Consider the following 13,216-nt stretch of genomic DNA (forward strand, 5'->3'; position numbering starts at 1 on the left):
GTTTTAGCCTTACCTTTGTGGCATAAAATTAAAGACAAAAAATTATGGCAATAGTAGGCAAAAAATTCCCAAGTGTTAGTATTGATGCAATGTCAGACATGGGTGATGACTTGAAAATCAATGTATTTGAAGAGGCTGTAAACAAAAATAGCAAAGTGTTATTGTTCTGGTATCCAAAAGATTTTACTTTCGTTTGCCCTACAGAATTACACGCTTTCCAAGCTGCTTTACCTGAGTTTGAAAAAAGAAATACAATTGTAATCGGCGCATCTTGCGATACCAATGAAGTTCACTTCGCATGGTTAAACACACCAAAAGATAACGGTGGTATTGAAGGTGTTACTTACCCGATCTTAGCTGATACCCACAGACAATTATCTGGTATCTTAGATATTTTAGATCAAGAAGTTAACTACGATGAGGAAGGAAACGAATCTTTCTCAGGTTCTAATGTTTCTTTCAGAGCTACATATTTAATCGACGAAACTGGTAAAGTTTTCCACGAAAGTGTTAACGATATGCCACTAGGCAGAAATGTTAAAGAATATTTACGTTTAATTGATGCTTACGCTCACGTTCAAAAACATGGCGAAGTTTGTCCTGCAAACTGGGAAGAAGGAAAAGAAGCAATGAATGCGAACAGAACTGGCGTAGCTGAATATTTAGCCGCTAACTAATTAAACAAAACGTTATGTTTTTAGAATTAACAGAAGATAATCTTCAACAATATTTAGCCGATAACTCAAAGGTGATGGTTCAGTATGCTGCATCTTGGTGCGGAAACTGCAGAATCATGAAGCCTAAGTTTAAAAAATTGGCTTCAGAAAATGAAGATGTAGCTTTCTTGATTGTTGATGCCGAAAAACTTCCAAACTCACGCAAATTTGCAAACGTTGATAATTTACCAACTTTCGCAGCTTTTGAAGGCGGTAGCTTGGTAGATCAGGTGCAAACCAACAAAGCAGAAGGTTTAATTGAACTATTTAACAAGATAAAGTAATGAAGATTCCGGTTATAAGACAATTATTTCAAAACACCACTCCAGCACAACTGGAAACTACTTTGGAGGTTTTAGAGGCTTTTTGCGAGTTCAGAGGGGTTAGTGAACACGAAGTTGATGTTGCGGGCGAAATGATTACCAATATCTGTGGTGCCCTAGAAGTACATCAGATGGTAAGCGAAGGTGCAGCCGAAAAGGACGCATTAAATGCTTTCGGCCAAAAGGTAATGGGTTCGATTGATCGATAATCGTTTTAAAGCTTAATCTGGCTTTTTCAAAATACAGATCCCTCGTTGATGAAAATCAGCGAGGGATTTTTGTTTGGTATTTCTTCTACTTGTCGTCATGCTGAATTTATTTCAGCATCTTTCCTGCTATTAGGCCCTGAACTGAATTCAGGGTGACGGCCGAATTTGTTCTCGCAAAAAAAGGTCTGTGAGGACACAGACCTTGGATTATAATTTAAACCTCGCAGGTTTATGAAACCTGCGAGGTTTAGCAGAAAGTATTAAGCTAAATTCCTACCCGCGTTTACGATACCGAATACCGTTCTTACCGCTAGCTTTTCTAAAGCTTGCTGGTCTTTTTCGTTCTGATCATGCTGCAATTTCTCTAAAGCGAAATGCTGAATCAACACCAATGGTAAGATAATTTTCTCGCGTGTAGCGATTGATTTTTTATCTACAGGATAATTAGCCATTAATGTTGGCTGTCCGGATAGTTTTAAAAGCATCTCCTTAGCTAATTCGAATTCATCATGTAATTGAGTCCAAAAAGCACCAAACTCCTTATCTGCGACCAAATGCGCTGTAATGGTAAAATCTGATTTGCTCATACTCATCATACAGTTATCTACAATCGTTTTCAAATAATCTGAATCCTGATAAACTTTAAGCACTTTATCCCAGTTACCAGCTTTTTCCTGATTTTTCAGGGCTGTTCCCATACCGTAAAAACCAGGAACATTCTGCTTCAACATACTCCATGCCGTTACAAAACTAATCGCCCTTAAATCTTCGAGTTTCATTTCACCACCACCGTTTCTTTTTACCGGGCGACTGCTAATATTAGCTTGCGACAATAATTTTAAAGGAGACAATTTCTCTAAGTAACTCACAAATAACGGGTGCTCACGCAAGTCTACAAAAGCTTTATAACTTTCTTCAGCCATTTCATCTAGCAGCGTTTTATTCTCAGGATCTAACAGAATATTGTGTTTCTCTTTTAATCCGGAAGTAAGTCCTGCGTTGATTAATTGCTCGATATTAAATTCAGCACTTTCTACCGAACCATATTGAGAACTGATGGTTTGCCCCTGAACGGTTAACTGCATGTTCTTGTTCGCAATTTCCTTACCCATAGAAGCATAAAAACGGTGTGTTTTACCTCCACCACGTGCAGGCGGCCCACCACGGCCATCAAAAAACGCCAGCTGAATATTGTGTTTGGCAGAAACCGCAGATAATGATGTTTTTCCGTTAAAAATAGACCAATTGGCCATTAAATAACCACCATCTTTGGTACTGTCAGAATAACCAAGCATAATATCCTGTTTATTGCCACGGCTGGCTAAATGTGCCTTATAGAATGGATTACTATAAAGCGTATCCATAATTGCTGCTGCTCCCTTTAAATCGTTAACGGTTTCAAAAAGCGGCACAAAATCAATAGTCAACGATTCTTTACTCCAGCCATTCCAAAGGAAAAGCTCAATCAATTGCAAAATATCACTCGCTTGTTGGCAATTACTGATAATAAAACGGTGACAAGCTTTTTCGCCATTACGTCTTTGAATGCCCTTAATTTCTTTGATTACTTCAATGGTATCTTTTGTCAAAGCATCGGGCTCACTGGCGTAAACAACCGTTGCCTCTTTAAAAGAGATTAAAGCTAATTTCTCTGCTTCAGATAGTTTATCATAATCGGCAGGATACAGCGAAGAAATCGGCTTATTTACACGGCAATAGGTATGTACGTTTCTCAGCACACGGCTGTCCTGACGAATATCTAGCGATGCAAAGTAGTTACCATATAAGTCTATCTTACGGATCAGATCGTTAACCAGATCAACAAACAAACCTTCATGTTCAGCGAGCAGTGTTTCCTTGATTTTATTCAGGTTATCCCTTAATTCATCAGAAATATCATGAAGCTCACAGGTCTGGTCAAAAGCATTTAGATACAATACGTCATGCAGTTTTGCGATATTTTCTTCAACACCTCTGAAGGTGATGCGGCGTTTAATCACCCTGAAATCGCGGTAATAACAACGGAAAAGGATCTGGCGCAACATTTTAGAAACTTCCAAAGTGGTATCAGCATGAATGTTCGGATTTCCGTCTCTATCTCCCCCAGGCCAGAAACCCAACTCTAAAATTTTCTTAGTCTCCAGGTTGTATTCATCAAGGTTCTGGTCTATCTCTTCCTGAATATTCGCCGCAGCAAAATAAAATGTATTCTCTAAAAACCAGGCAAGGTTTAAGGCTTCATCAACCGGCGTTGGTGATTTTTTATTAAAAAAAGGCGTTTTACCCAATTGCTGCAGCAACGAGTTCATCGAAGTAATGTCGTTATCCCTAATGGCCTTAGTTAAATCGGTAATAATGGCCAATACACTTCCGGGATAAAACTGGGTTGGGTGTGCAGTTAAAACCAAACGAAGTGAAAGTTCGTCAATCAACTTCTCAATTTTTGATAACATCGGTTTGTTATCGGCATTCTTTTTTAAGATAAATGCCAATGTACTCTGTTCATCAGTTGTATTTAACTTTGTAAAAGAAGCATCTTCTACGGCATCAAAAAGAACTACCTGACGTTCGATATACTGGATAAAACGGAAAAGCAGGTCAACAATATCCTTAGGGTCTGTATAACTGGTATACTTGGCAAAAAATTCTTCGATAATCTGTGCCGGTTTTTCTCCGTTTGCAATGCCTTCTTCACAGCTCTTAAAAAACAGCGGAAGCAATGTTCCGGTATCTTTAATTTTGTAAAAAGGCAAGGTGAGAAATAAACTGTTAAATAGTTCGAATTTTGAGATTACCTCATTATTAAAAATAGATTCTCGTTGCGTAGTTAAACGAAGTTTAGGCATAGCTTATGCAATAGTTTTGTATACCGTAATACTACAAAAAATGCGTAAGGTATTAAAATTCTAAGGCTTACAATTTGGAAAATTGTAGAATAAATTTTAATTTTAAAATCTTATTTGGCCACAATGTGGTTAAGTAAGAACATTTGCAATGTTTAAGGGCATTGCATTGATTGTTAATTTTTTGGGTTAAAACAGCCGATGTAATAAAATACACCGGCTGTTTTTGTTTTTTGCCATTTTTTACGGCATTTCTTTGCAAATTTTAGTGCACATCGGCAGGAATATTTGCATTTTTCTTAAACTTTTGAAGATAAAGTAGTGGGATGGAGAACAACATGATTAATCCAGCAACCCAATAGGCATCGTCATAGGTAAGTAACATTGTTTGCCTGGTTACAATTCCTTCCATCGCTTTTGCTGCCATAATTTTGGCATCAAACAAGGTTTGTCCTTTTGCCATAAAACCTTTAATCAATCCGTTAAAACGATCCACAAATGGTTGGTTATAATCGTTCACATTTGCCAATAAAACACTTCTGTGGAAACCCGAACGGACGTGAATTAATGTAGTTAAAGCTGCGATACCGAATGAGCCGCCCAATTGGCGCATCATATTGTTCAAACCTGATCCCTGACCGATTTCTGGTCCTTTTAAATCCTGGATGGCAAGTGTGGTTAAAGGGACAAACAATAAGGCCATACCTACACCCCTGATTACCAGCGGCCAGAAGAAATCGCCAGTTCCTGATTGTAAAGTCGAATTACTCAACATCCAACAGAAAATGAAGAATGCCAACATACCAAAGGTGGCCATAATTTGTGCCGGAACACCTTTTTTAAGCATAATACCAATAAACGGCATCATTACAATGGTACATAATCCACCTGGGAACAAGATTTCTCCGGTTTGCAAAGGTGAAAATCCTAACAAATTCTGACAGAATACCGGAAATACAAACACTGACCCGTATAACCCGAAACCCAAAATAAATGAGGTAAACATCCCCACAGAGAAACTTCTGTGTCTCATAATTTTAAAGTTCACAATCGGGTGGTCGGTGGTCATTTCTCGCCATATAAATAACAGTAAGCCAAATACCGAGGCCACGGCCAATGCGGTAATGTATGGTGTAGCAAACCAATCTTCGCTCTCCCCTTTTTCTAATAATGTTTGTAAACTACCTACTGCAATAGCCAATAATGCGATACCCCACCAATCGACAGGTTGCCCCTGCCCTGATTTCGGGGTTGCCCGAACAAAGGTGTACGTACAGTAGGCCGCGAGAATTCCGACGGGAATATTCACATAAAAGATCCAGGGCCATGAACTGATTTCCAGAATATATCCACCAATGGTTGGCCCAACAGTTGGCCCAACTACAGCTCCTAAACCAAATAAGGCAGTTGCGATACCCACATCTTCACGTGGCCAGGTTTCTATTAAAATAGCTTGCGCTGTTGATATTAAACCACCGCCGGCCAAACCCTGAATGATCCTAAATAAAATAAGTTCATTCAATGAAGTGGCATTTCCACACAAAAAGGAAACGAGTGTAAAAACGATGATGGAGGTAAGAAAGTAATTTTTCCTGCCGAATCGGTTACCTAACCAGCCCGACATTGGCAACACGATAACATTCGCTACCGCATAGCCTGTAGAAAGCCAGGCCACATCCTCTAGGGTAGCGCCCAGGTTTCCCTGTATTTGTGGAATTGCCACGTTTACGATAGTCGTATCAATCAGCTCCAATAATGAAGCTGTGATTACCGTAAATGTAATAATCCACTTTTTTAAACCTACTTCGGCCATTTTAATTATTATTTAGTAGATACTGATGCTTTAACGCTCATTCCTGGGCGCAACTTAGCCAACAGTTCTTTTGATGGATGGATTTTGATTTTTACCGGAACACGCTGAACTACTTTAACAAAGTTACCAGTAGCATTATCAGGAGGCAATAAAGATCCTTTTGCACCAGTAATTGGAGAGAAATTATATACTTCGCCTTCAATTTTTTCGTCTGGATAAGCATCAACCTCAATTTCTACTTTAGAACCTTCTTTAATTTTCTCCAATTGAGTTTCTTTAAAGTTTGCCGTTACATAAATGCTTCCGTCATTCACGATAGAGAATAAAGATTGACCAGCCTGAACCAATTGTCCTTTTTGAACATTCTTTTTAGAAACGATGCCAGTTGCAGGGGCTTTAATATCTGTATAAGATAATTGAAGCTTTGCAAAATCGATATCACTTTGACGCTGGCTAATTACATTGCTACTCACTGCCAACTGTGATTGTGTAGTACCAACTTGTTTAACCGCAGCATTATATTGATCTTGCGCTGCACGATATGCTGCCAGAGCAGATTGTCTGGCCGCTTCTGCAGATTCCTTACTCGCCTTAGCCTGATCGAAAGCTTGTTGTGTGATTGAACCATCTTTCACCAGGTTTTCGTAACGATTGTAATCTTTCTGCGCTAAATTTAATTTAACATTTGCAGCCTCAACATTTGATTTTGCAGCATCAACGTTTGCTTTTGCAGTACCAGTATTTGCCTGGGTAGCTACAATTTGCGATTCGGCAACACCAACTCCTGCACTTGCACCTTTCTGACCAGATTCTGCCTGCTCTAATTTAACTTTATAGTCTTTATCATCGAGCTTCACCAAAACCTGTCCTTCGGTTACATGTGTATTTTCTTCAAAATTAATCGCTGCAACATAACCGCCAACACGGGCAACAACAGGACTGATATCGCCATCAATCTGAGCATCATCCGTATCTACATGTTTGCTATAATAATTCCATTCCGTAATCCCGAAGATTACGCCTATTACTAGTAAAACACCTAAAATGATGGGTACTACTATGTTCTTTTTTTTCTTTTCAGTTGTCATTGCTGTATTTATTGCGTTATTTTTCCTGTTGATTTTAATAGGGTATAGTAAGCCAAACCTGCGTCTGCCTTAGCTATCTCTAAGTTTATTTTTGCCTGGTACAATAAGGTTTCAGCATCGATACGATCGGTAACCGAAGCCACATTGTTTTTATATTTAGATGCCAATAACTTATCGTTTTCTGTTGCTTGTGCAATTGAAGTTTCCAATACCTGGATTTTGTTCATCGCCACCTGGTAACCTTGAAAGTTTTTGTTGATATCTGTTTTTACCTGGTCAGACAAAATGTCTTTCTGAATGGTAATCGCACTTTGTTGAATTTTCGCTTCGCTTACCTTGTTCTTGTTTGTCCAAAGGTTGCCGAAATTCCAGGAAACCGTTGCGCCTAATGTAATGGGCATTAAATATTGGTTGGTTGGCGGGATAAAATTACCACTTGGATTAATGTAATATAAATTTGCACCAACACCAACGGTAGGCAATGTATTTGCCTTAATGGTTTTAATGTTAAAATCGGCAACTTGGTTCTGCACATCAAGTTGTTTTAACTCCTGGCGGTTAGCCATTGCTAAACCAATATATTCGTTTAAAGAACCCGCTCCTCTTAAACCTAAAGTAGGATCAATAATTTTCACCTCGGTATCTTCTGGTAAACCTAATAAGATATCCAGGTTATAATTGATCACTTTACGGTTGCTCTCAATATCCATTTGAGTTAGCGTAACATTTGCCTGTTGCAATTGGAAACGCAACACATCGTTTTTAGTTACAATACCTTGCTCGAAGAAACGCTGTGCCTGTTTAATCTGTGCGGCAATTGATTCTAAATTCTGATCAACCACTTTTCTGCTTTGCAATACTTTGTACAAAGCGTAATAGGTATTAATAACAGCATACGTAATTTCTTCTTTGCTTTTATCAGCATCTAAACGTGCAACATCGGCCAGTAATTTGGTCGATTCTTTAGCGTACCTTAATTTACCACCACCATATACCAATTCTTGTACTGCTGCTGTTCCCACAAAAGCATCGGCTCTTTTAGGCAAGTGGAAAGACGATTCGCTACCGGGTAATGTAAAGGTAGTAGTTGGTATTTCAGCGTGATTGTACATAAAACTTGCGTTTGCCGTAGGCAAAACATTGTCTTTTACAACCTCCAGCTGTGCAACAGCCTGATCGATCTTGTTTTGAGAAAGCTTTAAGTTTTTACTGTTGGCTATGCCAAGTTCTATTGCCTGGTTAATGTTTAATTCTTTTGAGCTCTGTGCAAATAAAGCTGCCGGAATTAATGACGCCGCAAGCATTAATCTTATTGATCTGGGTATCATTTTTTTGTTGTTAAATAAACTGTTGTTAGATTTTGTAAGTGAGCGACTGTCCGCTCTTTAATCATTTTTTTATCTTTCGGATTGTTCAAGTCGAAGTTGGAGCACGATATCACCTTATGGGGAGAGATAACAATGTTGGTTATGGTGCCCATAATAGTGGCGATTACCATACGAACGTCAACCTTGTTAAAGGTCCCATCTTCAATCCCATCTGTAATAATGCGATCGATAAGCTGCATGTTGTGGCTCATGGCATCTTTTATCTTATCATACATTTCTGGCCTTTGAGTTAAAGAAAGCTCTCTGTGCATCATTTTATGAAACGCAGTGTTATTCAGTATCCTATTTACATAGCCCTCTATAACCCTGTGCAATTTTTCTAATGCCGAAATCTTATCTTCATTGATGATTTTTAACTGAGAAGCAAAACCAGCAATACGCTCGTTCATAATCTCTACGAAAACCCCTTCTTTAGAACCGAAATAATAATTTATCATCGCCATGTTTGCTCCAGATTCCTTGGCAATCTGGCGGGTGGAGGTACCCTCATACCCGGTCTCGCAAAACAGCTTTTCAGCTGCCTCGAGAATGGCCTGTCTTTTATCTACTTTTTCTGTTTTCATTTCTTTTTAACGACACAAAATTAATCAAACGATTGATTAATTTCCAAATGTTTACCCACTTCTTTTACATTATCTTGATAAAACCCTATTTTTAAATGAAATAATCATCAGTCACAATGAAAAATAAGTTCTTTTTAGCCACAACTTTCTCATTTGCCCTATGGTTCTTATGTTCATTTATTGGTAACCAAAGAAAAGTCCAACAGAGTTGGATCAGAATCAATTTGCTCGGTTACCCCACCGAAAGTATTAAAGTTGCAGTATGGGTAAGCAAAACAGGCGAAATTCCTACCCAATTCGAAATTGTAGAAAAGGAAACCAATAAAATTGTTTATACCTCAACCAATATTAAAAACTTCGGCAGCTATGGTCCTTTTAGCCAAACCGCCCGATTGAATTTCAGTGATTTTAAAAGTGCAGGGAGTTACTACCTCAGGGCAAATGGTATTGTTTCTCCCCTGTTGTTGATCAATAACGATGTGTATAAAGGTGCAGCAGATTTCTGTTTACAATATATGCGCCAGCAACGGAGCGGTTTTAATCCGTACTTAAAGGATAGCTGCCATACCCACGATGGCTTTGTTTTATATGGCGCCAAAGCAGGCATTAAAGACAGTACACATTTTGATGCTTCTGGTGGTTGGCACGACGCCAGCGATTACCTCCAATATTCAACTACTTCAGCAAATGCAGCCTATCACCTACTAATGGCTTATCGCGACTTCCCTCAAGTGTTTAGCGATAGGCAAATGGCGAATGGTTTGAATGGAAAAAACGGCCTTGCTGATGTTCTGGACGAAGCTAAATGGGGACTGGATTGGTTGTTGAAAATGCACCCACAAAAAAATATCATGTTCAACCAACTGGCCGATGACCGTGATCACATCAATATGCGGATTCCAAAAGAAGACAGTCAATATGGAAAAGGTTTTGAGCGCCCGCTCTATTTTATTACCGGCGAAACACAGCAGCGGGGCAAATTTATGAACAACACCACCGGTACCAGCTCTACTGCAGCTAAATTTACGAGTGCTTTTAATTTAGGATCGGTTTTATTTAAAGATGTAGATCGTAATTACGCCAGATTACTTGTTAAAAAAGCCAAAACAGCCTATAAATTTGCATTACAAAAACCTGGGGTAACGCAAACAGCCTCTGTAAAATCGCCCTATATTTATGCTGAAGACAATTGGGTTGATGATATGGAACTCGCCGAAACATCATTCAATTTCGGAAGAGAAAGGATTGATCAAAAGAAAATGACACAGGCCTTAAACTACGCCCAGCAAGAAAGCATCACGCCCTGGCTACAAAAAGATACCGCAGCGCATTATCAATATTATCCTTTCATCAACCTTGGTCATTACGAAATCGCTAAGCAAGATTCGAACGATAAAACAGCCATCAACTATTATCAACAAGGGATAAAGCAAGTTTGGAGCCGTGCAAAAAACAATGCCTTTTACCGTGGTGTTCCGTTTATTTGGTGCAGCAATAATTTAACGGTTGCCTTTGCCATACAGTGTAGCTGGTACTCGGCATTAAGCGGCGATAAAACCTATAGCGAGCTGGATCAGGCTAATTTCGATTGGCTTTTTGGCTGTAATCCATGGGGAACGAGTATGGTTTATGGCTTACCTCAATGGGGAGATACACCAAGCGATCCACACTCGGCCTTTACCCATTTAAAGAATTATCCCATAAACGGCGGATTGGTTGATGGACCCGTTTACACTAATATTTATAAAGGTTTAATCGGGATCAAACTCAATGATGCTGATGAATATGCTGACTTTCAGAGCGACCTGGCCGTTTACCACGATGATTATGGAGATTATAGCACCAATGAACCCACAATGGACGGAACGGCATCTCTTATTTATTTACTAGCGGCCAAGGAAGCGCAGGCTAAACCCCTACCCGACCATAAAACTTATAGCCTGGGTGCGAACATTCGGGGCGATTCTACCCAAAAGAAAATCTACCTGGTTTTTACAGGTGACGAATATGCGGATGGCGGCGAAAAAATAAGCAAGGTGCTGGCACGGGAGAAAGTTAAAGCATCCTTTTTTCTTACCGGAAATTTTTATCGGAACCCTAATTTCCAATCATTGATCAAAAAACTAAAAAACGCCGGGCATTATCTCGGTCCACATTCTGATAAGCATTTATTGTACTGTGATTGGAATAAACGCGATAGTCTCTTGGTTACAAGAACAGATTTCGAAACCGATTTAAGTAACAATTATCAGGCAATGGCAGGTTTTGGGATTAACAAAGAAGCGGCGGGCTATTTTTTGCCTCCTTACGAATGGTACAACCAAACCATAGCCAACTGGACCAAAGCACAGGGTTTACAATTGATTAATTTCACTCCGGGCACACGATCTAATGCTGATTATACCTACCCCGAAATGGGAAAAAGTTATCGATCGAGCGATGAGATATACAAATCGATTACAACTTTTAACGAAACAAAACCCAATGGTTTAAATGGTTTTATCTTGCTGTTGCACATCGGTACCGGTGCCAGAAGAACTGATAAATTTTATAACAAGTTGGCAGAATTGATTACTTATCTGAAAAAGGCTGATTATAAATTGGCTAGAATTGATAATTAATTAGAATATTGGGTACAATGACAAATTAAAATTTAAAATAAATATTAACTTTGCCTCCAAATAACAAAAAACATGAGTGTACAAGAGAACAGCAGCAATAATTTCAACTGGTTATATTATGCTTTAGGTTTATTCTTCGGAGTTTTAACTGGAGCAATCATTACGCAAAACTACATTTTCGCTTTGTTAGGTGGTGTTTTAGGTTTGTTAACAGCAGGCTTATTTTTAAACGCTATCGTAAAAGGAAGAAAATACTAGTTTTTAGTCCTTTATACAATTAGATCCTTTAAGGATTAAAAAATTTAATTCCACAGCACATGAGACCGTTATGATTTTACCAATAGCCGTAAAATCATGATTGCTCATCGCTACTGAAAACAAAAACCTACAAATGAAAAATATCTTCATTGTTGTTTTCGCTCTTCTTTGTTTTAGCGTAAAGGCTCAACAGGCCCTTACCGCTGAAGTAAAATTTCCTGTTGCAGACCCAAGTCCTGCAGATATTGTTTATTTTCCCCTTAATGCCCCAAAGGTAAAGGCTGGAGACCCAACAAAACCGGTTATAAAGATTGTTTATTCGCGCCCACAGAAAAAAGGACGTGATATTTTTGGCGTTTTAGAACAGTATGGAAACGTTTGGCGTTTTGGAGCCAACGAAAGTACAGAAGTTCGTTTCTTCAAAAAAGTAAGCATTGGCGGCAGAAAAATCAAAGCAGGTACCTATAGCTTATTCGCCATTCCAAACAAAGATACCTGGACGATTATTGTAAATAGCGAAACCGATAAATGGGGTGCTTTTACTTACAATCAGGCTAAAGATATTGTTCGTGTAAATGTTCCGGTTAAAACCATGGCTAAACCGATCGAATATTTCTCTCTAACCTTTACAGAGATTACGGGAGGTGCAAACCTGGTTATTGGCTGGGACAGAACGCAGGTAGAATTACCAATTAATTTTTAAGTCGAAAAGAAATAAAATAAAAAGTCCCGGTTATTGCCGGGACTTTTTTGTTTTGTTCGCTTTTTTAATTTCTCCGCACCTGAGAATAACAATCTTAATTTGAAACGAGTTTTTTAGCCTCGCTTTCGTTGCTGATAAAGACTTTGTAAACCTGGGTAATTTTCCATTCGCCTTCTTTATCTTTCTCGATAATCACAAAGTTTTGTTGTGCGCCATCAAACAATTCGTAATTAATATCTACACGTGCAATTACCAGGGCATCGGTTTCAGAAACGATTGAAGAGCTGATGTTGCAATCTTTCTGAATTACGCCTTCATTTTTCTTCATTTGATTTAACACATCACTTGCTTTATGTTTAATTACCCTTACATCTCTATTCGACGTAAAAACAGCATCCTCACTTAAAACAGCTTTTAACTTTTTATAGTCAGAATTCATATAGCTGTCCATATAATAATTGATAACCGATTTATGGCTTGCAGTTGGTTTTTCAGCTGCAAAAACATTATTTGTGATTGTAATACCTAGTAATAAAATCACCAAAGCTTTTAGTCTCATAACTATCTGTGTTTTTTTATTAAAGGTCGGCTGGAATAAAAGAAAATAATATGCCGATAACACCATAATGCTGAGGTAACTAAAATGTGATATTAAGCAGAAAGCCCTTTCAAAATGAATTGTAAGGGCTTT

At 38.6% G+C, this 13,216-nt stretch carries 12 protein-coding genes; 6 read left to right on the plus strand and 6 right to left on the minus strand.

Annotated elements, in window-relative coordinates; genetic code table 11:
- Positions 1 to 44: 44 nt before the first annotated feature.
- Genes AC1DNH_RS12555 through AC1DNH_RS12565 form a run of 3 tightly spaced genes read left to right on the plus strand, consistent with a single transcriptional unit; the run spans position 45 to position 1,248 of the window.
- Entirely contained in the window at positions 45 to 677 is a 633-nt protein-coding gene (locus AC1DNH_RS12555; protein ID WP_025141704.1) for a peroxiredoxin, read from the plus strand.
- A gap of 14 nt (positions 678 to 691) precedes the next feature.
- Entirely contained in the window at positions 692 to 1,000 is a 309-nt protein-coding gene (locus AC1DNH_RS12560) for a thioredoxin family protein (RefSeq protein ID WP_025141703.1), read from the plus strand.
- On the plus strand, positions 1,000 to 1,248 hold the full coding sequence (locus AC1DNH_RS12565) for a DUF6952 family protein (protein WP_010599336.1): 249 nt from the start codon (positions 1,000 to 1,002) through the stop codon (positions 1,246 to 1,248). Before AC1DNH_RS12560 ends, AC1DNH_RS12565 begins: the two co-directional genes overlap by 1 nt.
- A gap of 260 nt (positions 1,249 to 1,508) precedes the next feature.
- On the opposite strand, the gene AC1DNH_RS12570 is transcribed toward AC1DNH_RS12565, so the two are convergent.
- The 5 genes from AC1DNH_RS12570 to AC1DNH_RS12590 form a co-directional block, all read right to left on the minus strand.
- Positions 1,509 to 4,094 carry a phosphoenolpyruvate carboxylase gene (locus tag AC1DNH_RS12570; protein WP_477581322.1) on the minus strand — a complete coding sequence of 862 codons (2,586 nt, stop codon included), beginning with the start codon at positions 4,092 to 4,094 and terminating at the stop codon, positions 1,509 to 1,511.
- A 262-nt stretch (positions 4,095 to 4,356) separates the two neighbouring features.
- Entirely contained in the window at positions 4,357 to 5,904 is a 1,548-nt protein-coding gene (locus tag AC1DNH_RS12575) for a DHA2 family efflux MFS transporter permease subunit (RefSeq protein WP_477611363.1), read from the minus strand.
- Positions 5,905 to 5,912: 8 nt separating this feature from the next.
- Complete coding sequence (locus AC1DNH_RS12580; RefSeq protein ID WP_477625413.1) at positions 5,913 to 6,992, minus strand: HlyD family secretion protein; 1,080 nt, start codon at positions 6,990 to 6,992, stop codon at positions 5,913 to 5,915.
- A gap of 8 nt (positions 6,993 to 7,000) precedes the next feature.
- Complete coding sequence (locus tag AC1DNH_RS12585) at positions 7,001 to 8,320, minus strand: TolC family protein (protein ID WP_477611298.1); 1,320 nt, start codon at positions 8,318 to 8,320, stop codon at positions 7,001 to 7,003.
- Positions 8,317 to 8,943 (minus strand): TetR/AcrR family transcriptional regulator, encoded by a 627-nt coding sequence (locus tag AC1DNH_RS12590; protein WP_477584531.1) that lies wholly within the window; start codon positions 8,941 to 8,943, stop codon positions 8,317 to 8,319. Before AC1DNH_RS12590 ends, AC1DNH_RS12585 begins: the two co-directional genes overlap by 4 nt.
- A gap of 116 nt (positions 8,944 to 9,059) precedes the next feature.
- On the opposite strand from AC1DNH_RS12590, the gene AC1DNH_RS12595 reads away from it, so the two are divergent.
- The 3 genes from AC1DNH_RS12595 (at position 9,060) to AC1DNH_RS12605 (ending at position 12,525) form a co-directional block, all read left to right on the plus strand.
- Positions 9,060 to 11,564 (plus strand): bifunctional glycoside hydrolase family 9 protein/polysaccharide deacetylase, encoded by a 2,505-nt coding sequence (locus AC1DNH_RS12595; protein WP_477610649.1) that lies wholly within the window; start codon positions 9,060 to 9,062, stop codon positions 11,562 to 11,564.
- A gap of 72 nt (positions 11,565 to 11,636) precedes the next feature.
- The gene (locus AC1DNH_RS12600; RefSeq protein ID WP_025141696.1) at positions 11,637 to 11,822 is read left to right on the plus strand and encodes a hypothetical protein; all 186 of its coding nucleotides are present in this window, start codon (positions 11,637 to 11,639) and stop codon (positions 11,820 to 11,822) included.
- Between the two features lie 133 nt (positions 11,823 to 11,955).
- Entirely contained in the window at positions 11,956 to 12,525 is a 570-nt protein-coding gene (locus AC1DNH_RS12605; protein ID WP_477610650.1) for a DUF2911 domain-containing protein, read from the plus strand.
- Positions 12,526 to 12,619: 94 nt separating this feature from the next.
- On the opposite strand, the gene AC1DNH_RS12610 is transcribed toward AC1DNH_RS12605, so the two are convergent.
- On the minus strand, positions 12,620 to 13,084 hold the full coding sequence (locus tag AC1DNH_RS12610) for a hypothetical protein (RefSeq protein WP_477583060.1): 465 nt from the start codon (positions 13,082 to 13,084) through the stop codon (positions 12,620 to 12,622).
- Positions 13,085 to 13,216: the final 132 nt, after the last annotated feature.

Source organism: Pedobacter sp. 01N310, assembly GCF_056399805.1.

Coding starts and splice junctions, on each gene's coding strand:
- AC1DNH_RS12585 (WP_477611298.1), bottom strand. CDS start 8,320: ATGATACCCAGATCAATAAGATTAATGCTTGCGGCGTCATTAATTCCG.
- AC1DNH_RS12560 (WP_025141703.1), top strand. CDS start 692: ATGTTTTTAGAATTAACAGAAGATAATCTTCAACAATATTTAGCCGAT.
- AC1DNH_RS12605 (WP_477610650.1), top strand. CDS start 11,956: ATGAAAAATATCTTCATTGTTGTTTTCGCTCTTCTTTGTTTTAGCGTA.
- AC1DNH_RS12580 (WP_477625413.1), bottom strand. CDS start 6,992: ATGACAACTGAAAAGAAAAAAAAGAACATAGTAGTACCCATCATTTTA.
- AC1DNH_RS12555 (WP_025141704.1), top strand. CDS start 45: ATGGCAATAGTAGGCAAAAAATTCCCAAGTGTTAGTATTGATGCAATG.
- AC1DNH_RS12570 (WP_477581322.1), bottom strand. CDS start 4,094: ATGCCTAAACTTCGTTTAACTACGCAACGAGAATCTATTTTTAATAAT.
- AC1DNH_RS12575 (WP_477611363.1), bottom strand. CDS start 5,904: ATGGCCGAAGTAGGTTTAAAAAAGTGGATTATTACATTTACGGTAATC.
- AC1DNH_RS12595 (WP_477610649.1), top strand. CDS start 9,060: ATGAAAAATAAGTTCTTTTTAGCCACAACTTTCTCATTTGCCCTATGG.
- AC1DNH_RS12590 (WP_477584531.1), bottom strand. CDS start 8,943: ATGAAAACAGAAAAAGTAGATAAAAGACAGGCCATTCTCGAGGCAGCT.
- AC1DNH_RS12610 (WP_477583060.1), bottom strand. CDS start 13,084: ATGAGACTAAAAGCTTTGGTGATTTTATTACTAGGTATTACAATCACA.
- AC1DNH_RS12565 (WP_010599336.1), top strand. CDS start 1,000: ATGAAGATTCCGGTTATAAGACAATTATTTCAAAACACCACTCCAGCA.
- AC1DNH_RS12600 (WP_025141696.1), top strand. CDS start 11,637: ATGAGTGTACAAGAGAACAGCAGCAATAATTTCAACTGGTTATATTAT.